Source organism: Achromobacter arsenitoxydans SY8 (assembly GCF_000236785.1).
Lineage (GTDB): Bacteria > Pseudomonadota > Gammaproteobacteria > Burkholderiales > Burkholderiaceae_B > Achromobacter > Achromobacter arsenitoxydans.
Map to the genome: position 1 here is coordinate 192,334 of NZ_AGUF01000055.1, position 18,110 is coordinate 210,443.

An 18,110-nucleotide genomic window follows, 5' to 3' on the forward strand; every position below is an offset into this window, starting at 1 on the left:
GTCAGGTCCTCCGCGTCACGTTGCCGCCTTCGCACACCAGGCAGGCCGCCACGATTTCGTCGTCGCGCTGAATCGCCAGCGCGCCGTCCGCATTGATGATGAGCTTCAGGAAATCCAGGATATTGCGCGCGTACAGCGCCGACGCATCGGTGGCGACCAGACCCGGCAGGTTGGTCAGTCCGATGAGGGTCACGCCGTGCTTTTCCACGATGAAACCTTTCTCGGACAGCGGGCAGTTGCCGCCACGCTCCACGGCAAGGTCCACCAGGACCGATCCGGGCCGCATGGCCGCGACGGTTTCCGCGGAAACCAGCGTGGGGGCAGGCCGGCCGGGAATCAACGCGGTTGTGATGACGATGTCCGCCTGCTTGCAGCGCTCGGAAACCAGCGCGGCCTGGCGCGCCATCCAGGCGGGCGGCATGGGACGCGCGTAGCCGCCCGTGCCTTGCGCGATCTCGCGCTCTTCGTCGGTTTCGAAGGGCACGTCGATGAACTTGGCGCCCAGGGATTCCACCTGCTCGCGGGCGGCGGGGCGCACGTCGGAGGCTTCGACCACCGCGCCCAGCCGCTTGGCGGTGGCGATGGCCTGCAGGCCGGCCACGCCGGTGCCCAGCACGACGGCGCGCGCGGCTTTCAGCGTGCCGGCCGCGGTCATCATCATGGGGATCAGGCGCCCATAGTGATGGGCGGCCAGCAACACCGCCTTGTACCCGGCCAAGTTGGCCTGGGACGACAGGACGTCCAGGCTTTGGGCGCGGGTGATGCGGGGCGCGGCTTCCAGCGCGAAGCCGACCAGTCCGGCAGCGGCCATCTGCGCCAGGCCTTCGGCATCGAATGGATCGAGCATGCCGACGACGGCGGCGCCCGGCTTCATGTGGGGCAATTCGTGGGAGGAGGGCGCGCGAACCTTCATGACCAGTTCGGCGCCCAGGGCATCCTGGGCGGAACCGAGCGTGGCGCCTGCCGCCTCATAGGCTTCATCGAGATAGCGGGCGGCGCTGCCGGCTCCACGCTCCACGACGACGGTGTGCTTGCCGCCTACATACTTCTTGACGGTCTCTGGTGTTGCTGCGACACGGGTTTCCCCGTCTCGGGTTTCCTTTGGTATCCCGATGTGCATCGACGCCTCTCCTCAGAAGGTTCGCCGTAGTTATACACGGAATGTGCGCTCTCACGCTGTCCTCGTTTGGTCTGCTTGCGCGAGGGCAAAAAAAACCCCATGGCGAACCATGGGGTCAGGGTTTTGCAACCCGATTGCTCCGGCCAGTCAGACCACGCCGCCGGCCGGCACCAGCACGCAGACGTCCGGCGTCAAGCCGTCTGCGCGCGAGTCCAGAGGATCAGCGCGGCGGTAAGGTCGCGCAGATCGGCCTTCAGGCGGCCATAATTTTCGCTGGGACGCAGCGTGACTTCGTCCATGTAGAGCTTGCGGTTGATCTCGATCTGCAGGCTGTGGCGGCCCTCTTGGGGGCGGCCGAAGGCGCGCACCAGTTCCACGCCCTTGTAGGGATCGTTCACGGTGACGTCGTAGCCGCGCTCGCGCAGCCAGGCCGCGATGAACTCGCGGAAGGCCGGATCGCTGGTGCTGCCGTCGCGGTCGCCCAGCACGAAATCGGGGTGGACCAGGCCGGGGCGGTCGGTGGCGAAGGCGCCGGCGACGCTGGGCATGGAATGGCAATTGATGTGCCAGACCTTGCCGAACTTGCGGTGGGCGTTGTCCAGGACCTGGCCGAGCGCGGCGTGATAAGGCTTCCAGCAGGCGTCGATGCGGTGGCGGGCTTCTGCGACCGTCAGCTTGCGGTTATAGAGCGGCGTGCCGTCGTCCAGCATGCGCCAGATGAGGCCCTTGCCCAGCTTGACCTTCGGCGAGGCGTTGATGGCGTCGGGCCAGGGCTGGTCCAGCAGCAGTTCGTCGATTTCGTCGGGTGCGCGGTTGGCGTCGATGTAGGCGCGCGGGAAGGCCGCGGCAATCATCGGCACGCCCATGTCGATGGCGTCGCCCCACAGGTCGTCAACCCAGGTGTCCTCGGCAGTGCGCAGCGCGCCAAAATCCACCGCGGCCGCGAAATCGGGGGGGTAGGCGGTGCCGCTGTGCGGGGAGTCCAGCACGAGCGGGGCCGAGATTTCCGAGTCCGGATATTGCTGCGGAAGGTCAAGCCGGTAAGACAGGGGTTGGGTAATTCGCATAGGGAGGTATTGCGTTCGTGAATCGGAGGCGCCCGCGCGCCGGGGGCGCGCGGGCGCCGAAGACCGCTTAGTCGATCTTCACGTTGGCTTCTTTGGCGATGCGCTTGTTCTTGGCGATTTCAGCCGAGATCTGCGCGCCGAATTCGGCCGAGGTGTTGGCGGCCGGCGAGGCGCCCAGGGCTTCCAGGCGCGTCTTGACGTCGGCTTCGGCGCTGACCTTCTGGACGGCGGCGTTCAGCTTGGCCAGCACGGGGGCGGGCAGCTTGGCCGGGGCGACCAGGCCGAACCAGGACGAGTCGTTCACGGCAGGCAGGCCGGCTTCGGCGAACGTGGGCACGTCCGGCAGCGAGGCGACGCGCTTGGGCGCGGCGACGGCCATGGCGATCAGGCGGCCGGACTGGACGTGCGGCAGCGTGGAGGGCAGGTTGTCGTACATGACGTCGACCTGGCCGGCCAGCGCGTCGTTCAGCGCCGGGCCCACGCCGCGGTACGGAACGTGCATCAGGTCGGTGCCCGAGGCCATCTTGAACAGTTCGCCCATCATGTGCGAGACGGAACCGTTGCCGGCCGACGCGTACGTCAGCTTGCCCGGCTCGCTCTTGGCCAGCTTGATGAAGTCGGCGATGTTCTTGGCCTGAACCTTCGGGTTGATGGTCATGATGTTCGGCACGGCCGCCAGGTTCGAGACGGGCGTGAAGTCCTTCTCGCCATCGAACGGCAGGTTCGGGTAGATGGCCGGGTTGATGCCGTGCGTGCTGACGGTGGCGATACCCAGGGTATAGCCGTCCGGCGCGCTGCTGGCAACGAATGCGCTGCCGATCGAGCCGCCGGCGCCGCCGCGGTTTTCCACCACGACGGTCTGGCCCAGTTCCTTGCTCAGCTTGTCGGCAAAGAGGCGGCCGACGATGTCGGTGGTGCCGCCGGGCGGGAAGGGAACGATCAGGCGGATGGGCTTGCTCGGATACGCGTCTTCAGCGTGCGCGATGCCCGAGGTCAGCGGCGTGGCCAGGGTCGCGGCAGCGACACACAGGCCCAGTACTACGTTACGGCGTTGCATGAATTCCCCTAATGAATTGGAAAGCGGATGCGCAAAGGCAGACGCAAACGCAATGATTCTTTCCTGGCGGGGCGGTTTGCGCAAACGAAAGATTCTCCGTAAGCTATGACTTTTTTTCATACCTCTTTTTCGGCCGGGCCGGTTGGGCGTTACTTTTATGTAACGATTGCCGGCGCACCCGCGCCATTGCCACGCCCATTGGGGCAGGGAGCCCCACGGAGCGTGGGGGCTATAGATGAGGCGTTTCTGTCCCTCTTTAACGGATCTGCAGGCCTTCGAGGTCGCTGCGCGCCATAGCAGCTTCACCCGAGCCGCCCAGGAATTGTGCGTCACGCAAGGGGCGGTCAGTAAACAGGTGAAACATTTAGAGGAGTTCGTCGGGGTCGAACTATTCCTGCGCATCAGGCAGGGCCTGGTTTTGACCGAAGCCGGCCGCAGCTACCTTACCAAGATCCAGGCCGGACTGGGCCAGATCGAGGCCGCCACGGTCGAGCTGATCGCGCATCAGGGACAGGGCGGTACGCTCAATCTGACCTGTATGCCGACCTTCGGCGCCCGCTGGCTCATCCCGCGCCTGACCGCCTTCATGCGCCTGCGCCCCGATATCCACGTGGAGTTCCTGCCGCACCGGCAGGGCTACGATTTCTCCACGCCCGAACTGGACGCCGCTGTGCGCTTCGGCGAAGGGCTGTGGCCCGGCAGCGGCGCGGACTACATCGTGGGCCGCGAGATCCTGCCAGTCTGCAGTCCGCGCCTGATCCCGGGCGGCTGCGCGTCGCCCGAGGACCTGCTGGCCTACCCGCTGCTGCATCACACGTCCGCCCTGGATGGCTGGCGCGATTGGTTCGAACAGGCCGGCTGTGATACCCGGCGCAGTCTGGAAGGCGCGCGTTTCGACCAGTACGCGCTGCTGTCGCAGGCCGCCGCGGCGGGATTCGGGGTGGCGCTGATTCCCCGTTGCCTGATCGAAGACGAACTGCGCGACGGCAAGCTGGCCATCGCCATCCAGTTGCCGATCCGGGCACGCATGGGCTATTACCTGTGCTACCCGGAGCAGAAGGCCAACCTTCCCACCCTGCAGGCCTTCCGGGCCTGGCTGATGGAGGTGTCGCGGGCCGCGGAGCCGCAGCCGCTGGAAGACGCCTCGTCCGATCTAAAATAGCGTCATCATGAGTCAAAAATCCACCAAGAAAGGCCGCGTTGTCGTCGGCATGTCCGGCGGGGTCGATTCTTCGGTCACCGCCTGGCTGCTCAAGCAGCAGGGCTATGAGGTCGTCGGCCTGTTCATGAAGAACTGGGAAGACGACGACGATTCCGAATACTGCTCCACCCGCCAGGACCTCCTGGATGCGGCCAGCGTGGCCGACCTGGTTGGCGTCGAGTTCGAATTCGTCAACTTCGCCGCCGAATACAAAGACCGGGTGTTCGCGGAGTTCCTGCGCGAATACTCCGCGGGCCGCACGCCCAATCCGGACGTGCTCTGCAATGCCGAAATCAAGTTCAAGGCCTTCCTGGACCACGCCATGGCGCTGGGCGCCGAACATATCGCAACCGGCCACTACGCGCGCGTCCGCGAAGTGCCGGCCGATGGCGGCGGCACCCAGTTCCAGCTGCTCAAGGCGCTGGACGCCTCCAAGGACCAGAGCTATTTCCTGCATCGGCTGAATCAGGCGCAGTTGTCGCGCACCCTGTTTCCGCTGGGCGAGATCCACAAGACCGAGGTGCGGCGCATCGCGCACGAGATCGGCCTGCACAATGCCGCCAAGAAAGATTCCACCGGCATCTGCTTCATTGGGGAGCGGCCGTTCCGGGAATTCCTGAACCGCTACCTGCCGACCGAACCGGGGCCCATCCTGACGCCCGAAGGGCAGAAGGTCGGCCGCCACGAGGGGCTGTCGTTCTATACGCTGGGCCAGCGCAAGGGGCTGGGCGTGGGCGGGGTGAAGGGGCGCCAGCGCGATGACGGCACCGCCGAAGCCTGGTACGTGGCGCGCAAGGACCTGGAGCGCAATGTGCTGTACGTGGTGCAGGGGCATGATCACCCGTGGCTGCTGTCGGACAGCCTGCAGGCGCAGGACGCCAGCTGGGTGGCGGGCCACCCGCCTGCCGCTGGCGCATATGGCGCCAAGACGCGCTATCGCCAGGCCGACGCGGCATGCCGCCTGGGCAGCGCGGCCGACGGCGCGTTCTCGCTGGCATTCACAGAACCGCAATGGGCGGTGACGCCCGGCCAATCAGCCGTGCTTTACGATGGCGAAGTTTGCCTGGGAGGCGGCATCATCCTTTAGTCGATGCCGCGCAGTGTCAACCAAGGCCCCCCGGAACAACATCCGAGGGGCTTTGTTCATGAAAACAAAGAGAGGAGAGGGTTGTGGATGTGACGATGGTGATTTGCCTGCTGGTGCTTGGGGGCGTGGTGGGATTTGCCGCGGGCCTGCTTGGCATTGGCGGCGGGATGCTGCTGGTGCCGTTCCTGACGATGCTGTTCGCCTGGCAGGGCATGCCGTCCGAACTGGTGGTGCATGCGGCGATCGCCACGTCCATGACGTCGATCCTGTTCACGTCGGTATCCAGCGTCCGGGCGCATCAGCAGCGCGGCACCATCAAATGGGGCATCGTGGCGGCGATGGCGCCGGGCATCATCATCGGCGGGCTGGTGTCGGGCGGAGCGGTCTTCGCCGCGCTCAGCACCGTGTGGCTGTCGCTGTTCTTCGCGCTGTTCGTGGGCTACTCCGGCTGGAGCATGCTGCGCAACAAGAAGCCCAAGCCCACGCGCCAGATGCCGGGCATCGTTGGAACGAGCGCGGCGGGAGCGGGCATCGGCTTTTTGTCCGGGCTGGTCGGCGCGGGCGGCGGCTTCCTGTCCGTGCCCTTCATGGTCTGGTGCAACGTGGCGCTGCATAACGCGGTCTCGACCTCGGCGGCGCTGGGCTTTCCCATCGCGCTGGCCAACAGCGTCGGCTACGTGGTGTCGGGGCTGAACGAAGGCGCCTCGCGCCCCGGCATGCTGGGCTTTATCTACTGGCCGGCTCTGATCGCGCTGGTGTGCACCAGCGTCCTTACGGCGCCGTTAGGGGCGCGCATGGCCCATCGCCTGCCGGTGCAGACCTTGAAGCGCGTGTTCGCCTGCCTGCTGTTCGCGCTGGCTGCGTACATGCTGTTCAAGGCCTGGCAGACCTTTACGGCTTGATCGGAAGGCGGGGAAAGAGGAGCGGCCGCGGAAAGCGGCCGCTGCGGGCGTCCGGCACGGCCGGGCGCTTTGCCAGGACCGTCAGGCGGTCTTGGGGATGGTGTCGATGAACGATTGCCGCTGGGACAGCTTTTCGTACAGGCGGGCCAGGTTGGGCTGGCCGGTGCGCCAGTCCAGCGTGGCGAAGCGCAGGTCCAGGTAACCCAGCGCGCAGCCCACGGCGATGTCGGCCAGGCTGTAGTTGATGCCCATGCAGTGGGCGTTGTCGCCCAGGCTCTTGTTCATGGCGTCCAGGCTGGCGTGGATCTTGCCGTACTGGCGTTCGATCCATTCGGGGCTGCGCTGGGCCTCGGGGCGCTGGTTTTCCTTGACGATGGTCACGCAGGCGTCCAGGAGGCCATCGGCGATGGCTTCCCAGCATTTGACGGCCGCGCGGTCGCGCCCCGGCTGAGGAATCAGGCGGGCGACGGGCGACAGGGTGTCCAGGTATTCGACGATGACGCGCGAATCGAAGAGGGCGCCGCCATCTTCCATGACCAGGCAGGGCACCTTGCCCAACGGGTTGTACGTTTGGATCTGCGTGTCGGCGGACCAGACGTTTTCGAGTTCAAGCCGGTAGTCCAGCTTTTTCTCGGCCATGACGATACGCACTTTGCGCACGTAAGGACTGGTAAGCGAGCCGATCAGTTTCATGGAGTCACAAGCGGAGTCGGAAAGCGGCCGAAGTATAGCAGGCTGCATGACGGTCGAATTGTCCGCAGGCCGGAATCTTCGTCAGTTTGCCACAATGTTGCGCGCCCTCGGATGATAAAATCGTCGGGTTTTCCCATCCGTAGCTTTTTCTCTCCCAGACCATGCAAATCGCCGATCAGTTGAGCCAACTTAATGCCCTTTCGCCATTGGATGGCCGGTACGCTTCCCGGGGCGACGCGCTGCGCGGTCTGCTTTCCGAGGCCGGCTTCATGGCCCACCGCGTCGAAGTCGAGGTGGCCTGGCTGGTCGCCCTGTCCGATGCCGGCCTGCCGGAGCTGCCCACTTTCTCCGAAGGCGCGCGCGCCCGGCTGGTGCAGCTGGTGGCGAATTTCTCCGAAGCCGACGCCGGCCGCATCAAAGAAATCGAACGCGTCACGAACCACGACGTGAAGGCCGTCGAATACTGGCTGAAGGAAAAGGTCGCGGACGACGCCGAACTGGCCCGCGCCGCCGAATTCATCCACTTCGCCTGCACCTCCGAAGACATCAACAACACCTCGCACGCGCTGATGCTGTCGCGCGCCCGCGATCAGGTCGTGGTGCCTCGCCTGCGTGAGGTCGCCGCCAAGCTCAACGAAATGGCCGTCGCTCAGGCCGACCAGCCCCTGCTGTCGCGCACGCATGGCCAGCCCGCCAGCCCCACGACGCTGGGCAAGGAATTCGCCAACGTGGCCGCGCGCCTGTACCGCGCCATCGCGGCGATCGAGGCTGTCGAGCCGCTGGCCAAGCTCAACGGCGCCACCGGCAACTACAACGCCCACCTGTCGGCCTATCCCGAAATCGACTGGCCCGCGTTCAGCCAGCGCGTGCTGGCCGGCCTGGGCCTCACCCAGAACCGCCATACCATCCAGATCGAGCCGCACGACTGGATGTCGGCCCTGTTTGATGCCATCACGCGCGCGAACATCATCGTGCTGGACCTGGATCGCGACATCTGGGGCTATGTGGCGCTGGGCTACTTCAAGCAGCGCCTGAAGGAAGGCGAGGTCGGCTCGTCGACCATGCCCCACAAGGTCAACCCGATCGACTTCGAAAACTCCGAAGGCAACCTGGGCCTGGCCAATGCCGTGCTGCGGCACCTGGCCGACAAGCTGCCTGTCTCCCGCTGGCAGCGCGACCTGACCGATTCCACCGTGCTGCGCAACCTGGGCGTGGGCCTGGGCTATTGCCTGGTGGCCTGGGATGCCTGCATGCGCGGCCTGGGCAAGCTCGAAGTGAACGTCGCCGCCATCGACGCCGACATTGATGCGTGCTGGGAAGTCCTGGCCGAGCCCGTGCAGACCGTCATGCGCCGCTACGGCCTGCCGCAGCCGTATGAACAACTCAAGGCTTTGACGCGTGGCAAGGGCATCACCGAGGAAGCTCTGCGAGAATTCATCCAGGGCCTGGCGCTGCCTGAAGAGCCGAAGGCCCGCCTGCTGGCGATGACGCCGCGTTCCTACATCGGGCTGGCTGCCCAGCTTGCCCGGGCGGTATAGTCGCCATGCCGCGCGCGCAGGGCGCGCGGCATTCACGTTGTACCTACGGGAGAAAGCAATGAAGAAGTTGTCCACGCTTGCTGCGCTGGCCTGTATGACGGTGGGTCCGCTGCTGGCGACGTCCGCCTCCGCCCAGTTCGCCAAGCCCGAGGATGCGGTCAAGTACCGCCAGTCGGCGCTGGCGCTGATCGGCTCGCATTTCGGGCGCATGGCGCCGGTGGTAAAGGGCCAGGCGCCCTACGACGCCGCGCAAATCAAGGCCAACGTCGAAGTGCTCAAGACCCTGTCGGCGTTGCCCTGGGCTGGATTCGGTCCGGGTACGGAAGGCGGCGACGCCCGTGCGGAAATCTGGAGCGACGCCGCCGGCTTCAAGCAGAAGCAGCAGGCGTTCCAGGACAACATCGTCAAGCTGTCGGCGGCCGGCGATGCCGGCGATCTGGACAAACTGCGCGCGGCATTCGGCGATGTGGGCGCAAGTTGCAAGGCCTGCCACGACGCCTATCGCAAGAAGAAGTAAGCGCTGAAGCCGTCCTCGGACGGCTAGTCGCTGCCCAAGAAAAAGCCCCTTCATCAGGGGCTTTTTCTTGGCTGGCGTCAGGAAAAGGACATGTCCGCCATCACTTCGAGGGACCGTATCCACAGCACCAGGCCGGTTACGCAGGCGCCCAGCAGCAACGCGCGCAGCCAGACCGCCAGACCATCCTGCGCCGGCGGCGTGCCGGCGGGCACGTCCTTGGCATCGACGTTGCCGGTGATGATGGCGCGCACCAGGCGCTTGCGGCGCACCAGCGTGTACCAGGCCACGGCCAGCAGATGCAGGGCGATCAGGCCGATGATGACCCACTCATTCAGCTTGTGCCAGGACGTCATGGCGCTGGCGGTGGCTTCGCCGACATGGCCGAACAGCGGCCCCTGCGTCATGATGTCGTCGGTGGTGAACAGGCCGCTTACCGCCTGGAAACCGACGACCAGCAGCAAGGCCATGACAGACAACGCGCCCAGCGGATTGTGGCCGGCGGGGGCGGCTGCGCCCTTCAGGTATCTGGCGACGGCCGCAGGGCCGCGCACGAAGTGCGCGAAGCGGGCATAGCGCGGGCCGATGAAGCCCCAGAGCAGACGAAACACGATCAGGCCCAGCGCCGTACAGCCGAAGCGCACATGCCAGTCCATATACAGCCCGCCTAGCTTCACGCTGACGAACGCGCCGACGATGCAGACGACGAGCGCCCAGTGGAAGATGCGGGTTGGGAGGTCCCAGATGCGGACCGCGAGACGATTGTTCTGCATGTTGATATCGCCAGGGCAGGGGTTGCGGGGACTTTATCACGCACAAAGAAAACCGCCGCGCAGAAGCGCGGCGGATTTGACATGGCTCAGCGAGCGGCGCGGCGCACCGGTTCGATGCGATGCACGTGTTCGTGGCGGAAGCGGATGCGCTGGCCGGGAGCCTTCTGTGCAGGCGCGCCGCACGGCACGACTTCGGTGGTGTAGGTGGTCGTGCCGTTGATCGGCGCGTTGAAAATCACCGTGGCGCGGATTTCCGGGCCATTGGCCGGCTTGAGATAAACAATGTCGCCGATGTGGATCGGCATGTCGTCCAGCTGGGTGTGGGCCGGGCGTCGGATCAGGTCCGAGGTAGTGAAACGAGTATTCATGGTGTGTTCTCTTAAGTTCTAGTTATTGGAAAAGCTGCGTTCGGTCATGTTGCGTTGCGCGGCGCCGCGGCTCCAGGCCTGAGCATCCGTTCTTTCAGCCTGGTCCAGCCGGATTGAATTGGACAGGCATTTCATGACGCTAACGCATTTAGGCTGCCGTCACTTTGCGCATTCTCATGGGTTAGTGCGCAAGGGCGGCGCGATGCCGGCATTCAGTCCTGGCTGGCATCGGTTCGGGCCATGCAAGGCGGCTGTGCAAGATGGATTCCTGCGCGTGCGCGCTTGCGGCCTTCAGGGGTGCCCAGAGAGGGTTGTTTCTGGGCGCTCGCGGCGTGTTGGCCGCGATGGTCGTGGCTGCTGCGGGATTACCGTTGCAGGGGCAGCGACACATTAATTGGGTTGCTGGCGCCTATGGACCAAGCCGGACTGGCGGATGGGTGCAGGCGTTGTGTTCCCCGATCCGGTCCCCGGTATGCGTTTTTCGCGTTGTATGTCGCAAATGCCAGGGAGGGTTGCCGGTGGGGCAAAGGGATCTGTTTTCGCGCATATGTGCACATGAATGCAATGCGCGTAGACCTCAACCGTTAATAGTATAGCTTTTTAGTCGGCTTTGCAAGCAATTTTTTGGGTGACTTCGCAGCCGCCCGGTGCGAATCAGTGCGCGGCGGGCCGGGCCTGGCGCTGGGCCTCGATGATCAGTCCTTCAAGGCGGGGCGACATGCGCAGCGCAACCTGGGCGCTGCTTTGTCCGCCGGGCTGCGGAACGGTTTCCAGAGCGAGTTCGATGCGTTCATTGTCGAAGGCTTCCGGAGCCGCCTGGATCTCGACATAGCGCTCGAGCAGTGCGTTTACGGCCTTCTGGGCGTCGGCCAGCGCTTCGTCCGACAACTGGTCCTTGCCCAGATACTGGTTGACCACGCGCGCCAGGTCGTCCATGAAGAACAGTAATGCGGCCGCGCCGCGGCAGTCGGGAAGGGTGAAGCCCCACGGGGTGGGGGACGCGTTCTGAGTCATATCTTGGGCCAGGGCAGTGTTTCGGGGCGGCTGGCAGCAGCCGAAACCGCGATTTTAAGGCGAAGTGCGCATCCTGCCCGGGTGCGGGCGGACCGGGCGACCCTCCATCCCCCCATCCGGGGCATACTGCCGGTCGGGCCGCGCAGGTCGGGCCGCGTAGGTCGGGCCGCGCAGGTAGCCCGACCGACCTACGCACGCCGTGGCGCAGCGGCCTGTGTCAACTCGCTTCGATGGCAACAAAATCCGCCCTCGGGAAGTTGCGCCGCTGCCCTACCGGATAATTCGCCGGACGGACCTATTTGAGTATTTGGGTGCAAGGAGGATGTGCATGGTCTGGTTACGCGCGTGCGTGACGGGCGTGGCGATGGTCTCGATGCTGTTGCTGACGGCTTGCGTCAACAAAGAGCCGCAGGAACGCGTCGCGTTCGTGCAACTGCTGCAGGCCCGCATGAGCAGCGCTGCTCTGACGCCCATCGGCAAGCTCAGCAAGCCGGAAAAGGAGGCCATCGGCGATTATGCGGACGCCTACGAGGTGATTACCGAGTTCCAGGATTCGCTCGCGCAGGCGGCCTTGCCGCTGCGCGAGGTGCTGTCCGTGGAGACGATCCGTTCGGTGGGCGAGATCGTCGAGCGCAAGGCCGGGTTCGAAGCCGCCCGCAAGACGCTGGCCGATAGCGCGGCGAAGGTTCAGGACGCGCGCGCCAAAGCGGACAAGGCGCGGGGTTCTCTGACCTTGCCGCCGGACCTGGCGCCGGTCTATGACGGCGTCTACGACGAGGCCGTGACGGCGCCCGCCGCGGAGCTGATGGAGGCGGCGTCAAAAATGGATGCGGTGGCGCGCGACGCGTTGGGCGTGGCGGACTTTGTCGCGGCGCACGCTGCGGACATCCAGTTCGTCGACGGCCAGACGCGCGTGGCGACGCCGACGCTGCAGCAGGAGCTGAATCTGCGGCTGCAGGGGCTCAATGCGCAATCCGATGGCCTGGAGCAGGCGCGCGCCACCCTGCAACAGGCTGTCGGCGGCGCGCCGGCTGCGCCATAGCCTTGCGGGATGCGCGCCCGGCGCCGAGCGCCGCCCGGCGACGCTTTGTACAATGCGGCTCTCGCGGCGTTCGCCGTGTTTTGGACGGACTATGAGCCAATCTTCCAGCGTGCACTACCGAACTTTTCTGCTCCTGCTTGTAGCGGTAACCATCGCGTTCGGCTGGTTGTTGTGGCCCTTCTACGGAGCGGTGTTCTGGGGCACCATCCTTGCCATCCTGTTTGCTCCCTTGCAGCGCCGCCTGGTGCCGCGCCTTGGAGGGCGGCGCAATCTCGCCGCGCTGATCACCCTGATGCTGGTGCTGCTGCTGGTGATCCTGCCGTTGGTAGTGATCAGCGGATCGCTGGTGCGCGAGGGCGCGAACCTTTACCAGAGCATCAAATCCGGACAGATCAATTTCGGCGCCTACTTTCAGCAGGCCATCGCGGCGCTGCCGCCGACGGTGCATGACATGCTGGCGCGCTTCGACGTCGCGGACATCCCCAGCTTGCAGGAAAAGCTCAGCGCTGGCGCGATGCAGGCGAGCCAGTTCCTGGCCACGCAGGCCCTGAACATCGGGCAGGACACGTTCCAGTTCGTGATCAGTTTCGGCATCATGTTGTACCTGCTGTTCTTCCTGTTGCGCGATGGCCCGCAATTGTCGGCGCGCCTGCGGCGCGCGGTGCCGTTGGGCGATACGCACAAGCAGCACCTGTTCCGCAAGTTCACGACCGTGGTGCGCGCCACCGTCAAGGGCAACGTCGCAGTGGCGGCCGCCCAGGGCGCGCTGGGCGGCATCATTTTCTCCATCCTGTCGATCCAGGGCGCGCTGCTTTGGGGCGTGATCATGGGGTTTCTGTCGCTGTTGCCCGCGATCGGCGCCGGCCTGATCTGGGCGCCCGTGGCGGTCTATTTCCTGCTGACCGGCGCCACCGTCAAGGGCATCGTCCTGATCGCATTCGGCGTGCTGGTCATCGGCATGGTGGACAACGTCCTGCGTCCCATCCTGGTGGGCAAGGACACGAAGATGCCGGATTACGTGGTGCTGATCTCCACGCTGGGCGGGATGGCCCTGTTTGGCTTGAATGGCTTCGTGATCGGCCCGCTGATCGCGGCCCTGTTCATGGCGAGCTGGGATCTCTTTTCTCCCGCGGCAGGCGAACCTGCCGCGCTGTCGGAAGACCGCCGCGCCGACGGCGACTAACCGCGCCGGCGCCAGCATGACGCCCGCCCGCGCCGGGTCGGGTGTATGGTGTAGCAGCGCCGGTCGTTTATCGGCCGGCCTTTCGTGTCAACCTCGCCACTCAGGAGCGTGTTGCATATGGAATGGAAACTGCATAGATCAGGCTGGATCGAAGAGCGCAACTTCGATATCGAATTCGCCGAGACCCCCGAGGGGTATCACACCCGCGTGCGGGTCTTCGGATTTCCCATTCTTGAAGACACCAAGCATGTGTTTCCGAACGAGGCCCTGGCGGAAAAAGGGGCGCTGACCCTGCTCAAGAGCCAGTTTGTCGGCACCCCGGACCTGGAAGACGAGTAGCGTGCGGCGGGTGTAAATTGGGGACGCGAGCTTTTTCATCACATCTGGAAGCGCGGTCAGGCCGGGCCCTGTTGAGCTCGAATTGTGCGATTGCGGTGTTCTGCAATAATTTCTGACTTTCATCCATGCCCGGCACGGCAGCCGGGAAGGGCGTATCGGGAGGCGCATGAGGCCAGGGGTGTTGTTTCAGTGGGATGTCCGCGGTGCGCGGGACCTGGAGTACGGGCTGCACCATGGCTGACGGCGAAACGCTTGCCGTCGCTCGCCCGCGTGGCCCGCGCCTCTACTCCATGCGCGTGGGTCTGCTGGCGCTGGTCTTCGCCTGTATTTCCCCGGCGCTGATCGTGGCTTCGGTTGCCGTCTACGAAAGCTACGTCATCCAGAAGGAACGCATTTTTCGCGACACGATCTTTCTGGCGCGCAACCTCACCGCTATCCTGGACCGCGAGTTGACCGGCGTCGAGGCCGGCCTGCAGATGCTGGCCTCGTCGCCCGACCTCGTCGGCGGCGATCTGGCCGGGTTTCATCGCCGTGCGCGCGAGGCCGTGCGCTTCCAGATCGTGGACAGTTATGTCCTGACCAGCAAGGACGGCCGACAGGTCGTCAATACCCAGGTCCCCTACGGCACCGCCTTGCCGACGAGTGGCGTACCCGAGGAGCTGACCCGCGTCTTCCAGGCGCGCATGCCGGTGCTGACGGGCTTGTTCAACGGCGGACTCAGCCAGGATCCCACCATCGCGTTGGGCGTGCCTGTCGTGCGGGGCGACGAGGTCGTCTACAGCTTGAACGTCGGCCTGTCGCCCGAGCGTATCGGCACCGTGCTGGGACGCCGCGCCCTGCCCGAGGGCTGGGTGGCGGCGGTGCTGGACGGTTCCGGGACCATTGTCGCCCGCACCCGCGACACGTCCCGGTTTGTCGGACAGAAGGCGGTACCCGCGCTGGCCCGCGCGGTGCAGCAGGAGGGCGAGGGGTCGCTGGAAACCATAACGAAGGAGGGCACGCCGGTCTACACGGCGTTCAGCCGTTCGGCGCTGTCCGGCTGGACGGTCGCCGCGGGCGCGCCCATGCAGCTCCTGACGGCGGATCTCTATCGGTCTATTGCCTGGATCTGCCTGGGCACGCTGATCGCGTTCGGCCTGGGCCTGTGGCTGGCGCTACGGCTTGCAAGCCGCCTGACCTCGGCGGTGCAGGGGCTGGTCGCGCCCGCGCTGGCGCTGGGCGAGGGACGCACGGTCGAATTGCCCGCCACGCGCATCAAGGAGGCGCAGGAGGTGGGCGCCGCCATGCTGCAAGCCTCGCGGATGCTGGCGCGCGCGCAGCACCTGGCGCATTACGATCCCTTGACCGGCCTGTGCAACCGGGTGCTGTTCGGCGAACTCGTGTTGCGGGAGCTGGCGGTGGCGCAGCGCAGCGGCGATGAGTTTTCCATTCTTGCGATCGACCTGGATGGCTTCAAGGCTGTCAATGACATGCATGGCCACGCCGCCGGCGATACCGTGCTGAAAGAGGCGGCCGACCGCATGGCCGGGGCGATCCGCGTGTCGGATGTGGCGGCGAGGCTGGGTGGCGACGAGTTCGCGGTGCTGCTGCTGGGAGCCAACCGGGACAATGCCCGGCTGGTTGCCGAGGCCCTGGTCGAAAGCCTGTCATTGCCGTATCCCAACGTCCGTGTTGCCGTGTCGGCAAGCGTGGGTATCGCCGTTTTTCCGCATTCCGGCGTCACGATGCTGCAGTTGCTGGAACGCGCGGACGTGGCGCTGTATCAGGCCAAGGGGCAGGGCAAGCGGCGGGTCGCGTTGGATCAGTGACCGCCGCATGCGTGCATTCAGGTGTCGCTCCGCAGCGGCGCCAGCGCCGTCAGGACCTCGCCTGATCGCAGCCGATAGCGCTTGTCGTCCAGCGCGATCACCTGTTCTCCATCGGAGGTCCTGAGTATGTGGCGCGCCTCGGCGATGGGGCGCGCGGCGGCGCCCGGATTCTCCGCCTGCAGGAACACCTCTATCCGGTAGAGCCGACCCGAGTGCGAGCTTGCCAGCACGTCGCTCAACCTGCGTATCGAAATGGCCATGCGGATTTTTCTCCCTTGGATTTTCGCTAAACTTCCCGCCTTGGCGCTGGGCCCGCCCCGTCATGGGCGTGAACGGCAGGCAATCGGAAACGATGATGCAATTGAATTCAGGCCGGAATGCGGCCACCTCCCTGGGCTTGCTGGCGATTCTGCTGTGGGGCACGGTCGTCGGGCTGATACGCGGCGTCAGCGAGAGCTTCGGCCCGATCGGTGGCGCCGCGTTGATCTACACGGTCGGAGCGTTCTTCCTGGTGTTGTTGCTGGGATTTCCCAGATTGCGGAGCTTTCCGCGCTCGTACCTTATCGTGGGCAGCATCCTGTTTGTCGCTTACGAGATCTGCCTGTCGCTGTCGCTGGGGTTTGCGCATAACCGCGGGCAGGCCATCGAGCTTGGCATCGTCAATTACCTGTGGCCGTGCTTTACCGTGATCCTTGCCATGCTGATCAACGGCCAGCGGGCGAGCGCGTGGGTGGCGCCGGGCATCTTGTTGTCCTTGTGCGGCATCGTCTGGGTGGTGGGAGGGCCGGGCGGGCTTTCCGTAGAGCGCACCGCGGCCAACGTTTCGAGCAATCCCCTCAGTTACGGGCTGGCATTCAGCGGCGCCATCATCTGGGCCGTGTACTGCAACGTGACCAAGCGCTATGCCGACGGCAAGAACGGCGTGGCGCTGTTTTTCATGCTGACCTCGGCGGTCTTGTGGACCAAATTTTTCCTCAGCGCGGAGCCAAAGCTTGCGTTCACCACGCCGGCCACGGTCGAGCTCTGCGTGGCTGGCGGCGCGATGGCGGCCGGCTACGCGTTCTGGAACGTGGGAATACTGCGGGGCAACCTGACCTTGCTGGCCACTGCTTCTTATTTCACGCCCGTGTTTTCCACTTTCTTTGCCGCGCTGTGGCTGTCGACCCCGCTGTCCATATCATTCTGGCAAGGTGTGGCCATGGTCACCGCGGGTTCGCTGTTGTGCTGGGCGGCGACGCGCGGCAAGCCGGCCCGGGGCGGATAGCCCCCGGCCAGGCCCGGGTCGGCGGAATTACTCGATGAGCATGGTCTGGGCGACGGCGTAGCCCAGCGGAATCAAGAGCAGGGATGCAAACAGGGAACTGACAATCGCCGCCGATATCTTCAGCCAGGGTTCGGGCCCCGCGCCTTGTATCGTTTGAATCACCAACGCGACGATACCCACAACCATCAAACAGCTCATAAAGACTGCTAAGTAAGTCATGTTGTCTCCGTCCTCGCCTGATTAAAGGGATGCGGCGCCGCTGAGCGGTCTAGATGTTTGTATTGATTGTGCGCCTGTATTGCAGCGATGCGCCTTAGGGTTTTCCTGGCGGAAGGCGCCCTATGTGGCGTATTTGCCGCGCGGTGTGCAGCATGAATTCATGTGCGTTCGCAGCATTTATGGCCGGCCGAAATGGCGCCATTGCGCACGACGGATTGCGCTACGATGGGGGCATCGAAACACCGAAGAGGCCGCCAGATGTCGCGAGAATTGCGTCCCGGCACGCGCGCCACGCTGCAAGTCCGGCAGTTGTCGCCCGGAGAATTCGCCTGGATCGTCACGCTGCTCGATCCCGAATCCGGCAATGTGCGCAGCACCAATTATTCGGAAAGGCGCTACGGCAGCCTTGACGAAGCTTCGGCCGCAGGCAAGTCGGCCGTCGTGGCGTTCCTGGGCGACGACACGCTTGGCGGCCGCGGCATGACGGGCGCCGGCAAGGCCAGGTAATCGCGGGCTCGATGTGTCCGGCCGCGCAGGCCGGAGCCGGGGCCTTGCATCTGCTCATTCCATCACTGCGGGCACGCGGATTGCTGAGTGCGGGACAAGGCGCGCTCCGCGCCGCTTGAGGAGACAACATCATGTCCCAGACCCCGCATCGGGAGCCCGGCTCGCCGGACGTCCTCCCCGCCGACGATCCCGCGCTGCCAGGCGATCAGAGTTCGGATGATCCTCGTCCCGACCCGAGGCGTCCGGCAGACAACCCCGACACCGTCGACCCCATCCCGCCCGCGCCCGATCCGCGCGCGCCCGGCACCATCGACCTGGCCTGAGCGCGGCTCGCGCCGCCCGGCCTATACAACCAAGGAGGTTTCCATGCGCTCCATTCTGTTGTGGCTGCTTGGCGTACCGATTCCGATCATC

The 18,110-nt window shown here is 65.2% G+C and carries 21 protein-coding genes; 12 read left to right on the forward strand and 9 right to left on the reverse strand.

Annotation, left to right across the window (positions count from 1 at the left end; genetic code table 11):
* Position 1: 1 nt before the first annotated feature.
* From KYC_RS16520 to KYC_RS16530, 3 genes are all read right to left on the reverse strand, one after another.
* Positions 2-1,120 (reverse strand): Re/Si-specific NAD(P)(+) transhydrogenase subunit alpha, encoded by a 1,119-nt coding sequence (locus tag KYC_RS16520; protein ID WP_008164348.1) that lies wholly within the window; start codon positions 1,118-1,120, stop codon positions 2-4.
* Between the two features lie 191 nt (positions 1,121-1,311).
* Entirely contained in the window at positions 1,312-2,187 is an 876-nt protein-coding gene (locus KYC_RS16525; protein ID WP_008164350.1) for an N-formylglutamate amidohydrolase, read from the reverse strand.
* A 67-nt stretch (positions 2,188-2,254) separates the two neighbouring features.
* Positions 2,255-3,244 (reverse strand): Bug family tripartite tricarboxylate transporter substrate binding protein, encoded by a 990-nt coding sequence (locus KYC_RS16530; RefSeq protein ID WP_008164351.1) that lies wholly within the window; start codon positions 3,242-3,244, stop codon positions 2,255-2,257.
* A 235-nt stretch (positions 3,245-3,479) separates the two neighbouring features.
* Between KYC_RS16530 and gcvA the strand changes: the two genes are divergently transcribed.
* From gcvA to KYC_RS16545, 3 genes are all read left to right on the forward strand, one after another.
* Positions 3,480-4,406 (forward strand): transcriptional regulator GcvA, encoded by a 927-nt coding sequence (gene gcvA, locus KYC_RS16535; RefSeq protein WP_008164355.1) that lies wholly within the window; start codon positions 3,480-3,482, stop codon positions 4,404-4,406.
* A gap of 7 nt (positions 4,407-4,413) precedes the next feature.
* The gene (gene mnmA / locus KYC_RS16540) at positions 4,414-5,532 is read left to right on the forward strand and encodes a tRNA 2-thiouridine(34) synthase MnmA (RefSeq protein WP_008164357.1); all 1,119 of its coding nucleotides are present in this window, start codon (positions 4,414-4,416) and stop codon (positions 5,530-5,532) included.
* A gap of 83 nt (positions 5,533-5,615) precedes the next feature.
* A complete protein-coding gene (locus KYC_RS16545; RefSeq protein WP_008164359.1) occupies positions 5,616-6,434 on the forward strand; it encodes a sulfite exporter TauE/SafE family protein in 819 nt (272 codons plus the stop codon).
* 81 nt (positions 6,435-6,515) lie between these two features.
* Here the strand turns inward: KYC_RS16545 and KYC_RS16550 are convergent, their stop codons facing one another.
* Positions 6,516-7,127 (reverse strand): glutathione S-transferase, encoded by a 612-nt coding sequence (locus tag KYC_RS16550; protein ID WP_008164361.1) that lies wholly within the window; start codon positions 7,125-7,127, stop codon positions 6,516-6,518.
* 161 nt (positions 7,128-7,288) lie between these two features.
* On the opposite strand from KYC_RS16550, the gene purB reads away from it, so the two are divergent.
* Both purB and KYC_RS16560 read left to right on the forward strand, forming a co-directional pair.
* Positions 7,289-8,665 (forward strand): adenylosuccinate lyase, encoded by a 1,377-nt coding sequence (gene purB, locus KYC_RS16555; RefSeq protein WP_008164364.1) that lies wholly within the window; start codon positions 7,289-7,291, stop codon positions 8,663-8,665.
* Positions 8,666-8,723: 58 nt separating this feature from the next.
* Positions 8,724-9,182, forward strand: coding sequence for a c-type cytochrome (locus KYC_RS16560; RefSeq protein WP_008164366.1), 459 nt, complete (start codon positions 8,724-8,726; stop codon positions 9,180-9,182).
* A 77-nt stretch (positions 9,183-9,259) separates the two neighbouring features.
* On the opposite strand, the gene KYC_RS16565 is transcribed toward KYC_RS16560, so the two are convergent.
* The 3 genes from KYC_RS16565 to KYC_RS16575 form a co-directional block, all read right to left on the reverse strand.
* Positions 9,260-9,952: a cytochrome b/b6 domain-containing protein gene (locus tag KYC_RS16565; protein ID WP_008164368.1), complete on the reverse strand. Its 693-nt coding sequence runs from the start codon at positions 9,950-9,952 to the stop codon at positions 9,260-9,262.
* Between the two features lie 86 nt (positions 9,953-10,038).
* Entirely contained in the window at positions 10,039-10,320 is a 282-nt protein-coding gene (locus KYC_RS16570) for a hypothetical protein (RefSeq protein WP_008164370.1), read from the reverse strand.
* 654 nt (positions 10,321-10,974) lie between these two features.
* Positions 10,975-11,334 carry a hypothetical protein gene (locus KYC_RS16575; protein WP_008164375.1) on the reverse strand — a complete coding sequence of 120 codons (360 nt, stop codon included), beginning with the start codon at positions 11,332-11,334 and terminating at the stop codon, positions 10,975-10,977.
* Positions 11,335-11,662: 328 nt separating this feature from the next.
* Between KYC_RS16575 and KYC_RS16580 the strand changes: the two genes are divergently transcribed.
* The 4 genes from KYC_RS16580 to KYC_RS16595 all read left to right on the forward strand — a co-directional run bounded on the left by KYC_RS16580 (position 11,663) and on the right by KYC_RS16595 (position 15,706).
* A complete protein-coding gene (locus KYC_RS16580; RefSeq protein WP_008164377.1) occupies positions 11,663-12,376 on the forward strand; it encodes a DUF3053 family protein in 714 nt (237 codons plus the stop codon).
* 91 nt (positions 12,377-12,467) lie between these two features.
* Positions 12,468-13,559: an AI-2E family transporter gene (locus KYC_RS16585; protein ID WP_008164379.1), complete on the forward strand. Its 1,092-nt coding sequence runs from the start codon at positions 12,468-12,470 to the stop codon at positions 13,557-13,559.
* Positions 13,560-13,676: 117 nt separating this feature from the next.
* Complete coding sequence (locus KYC_RS16590) at positions 13,677-13,898, forward strand: hypothetical protein (RefSeq protein ID WP_008164381.1); 222 nt, start codon at positions 13,677-13,679, stop codon at positions 13,896-13,898.
* 233 nt (positions 13,899-14,131) lie between these two features.
* Positions 14,132-15,706, forward strand: coding sequence for a sensor domain-containing diguanylate cyclase (locus KYC_RS16595; protein ID WP_008164383.1), 1,575 nt, complete (start codon positions 14,132-14,134; stop codon positions 15,704-15,706).
* A gap of 17 nt (positions 15,707-15,723) precedes the next feature.
* Here KYC_RS16595 and KYC_RS16600 read toward each other — a convergent pair whose 3' ends face one another.
* Positions 15,724-15,966 (reverse strand): hypothetical protein, encoded by a 243-nt coding sequence (locus KYC_RS16600; RefSeq protein ID WP_008164385.1) that lies wholly within the window; start codon positions 15,964-15,966, stop codon positions 15,724-15,726.
* Between the two features lie 95 nt (positions 15,967-16,061).
* Here KYC_RS16600 and yddG point away from each other — a divergent pair, with 95 nt between their 5' ends.
* Complete coding sequence (gene yddG / locus KYC_RS16605; RefSeq protein WP_081478055.1) at positions 16,062-16,970, forward strand: aromatic amino acid DMT transporter YddG; 909 nt, start codon at positions 16,062-16,064, stop codon at positions 16,968-16,970.
* 27 nt (positions 16,971-16,997) lie between these two features.
* Here yddG and KYC_RS16610 read toward each other — a convergent pair whose 3' ends face one another.
* Complete coding sequence (locus KYC_RS16610; protein WP_008164389.1) at positions 16,998-17,189, reverse strand: hypothetical protein; 192 nt, start codon at positions 17,187-17,189, stop codon at positions 16,998-17,000.
* A gap of 258 nt (positions 17,190-17,447) precedes the next feature.
* Here KYC_RS16610 and KYC_RS16615 point away from each other — a divergent pair, with 258 nt between their 5' ends.
* Entirely contained in the window at positions 17,448-17,696 is a 249-nt protein-coding gene (locus KYC_RS16615) for a hypothetical protein (RefSeq protein ID WP_008164392.1), read from the forward strand.
* Positions 17,697-17,827: 131 nt separating this feature from the next.
* A complete protein-coding gene (locus KYC_RS16620) occupies positions 17,828-18,019 on the forward strand; it encodes a hypothetical protein (RefSeq protein WP_008164394.1) in 192 nt (63 codons plus the stop codon).
* Positions 18,020-18,110 lie beyond the last annotated feature (91 nt).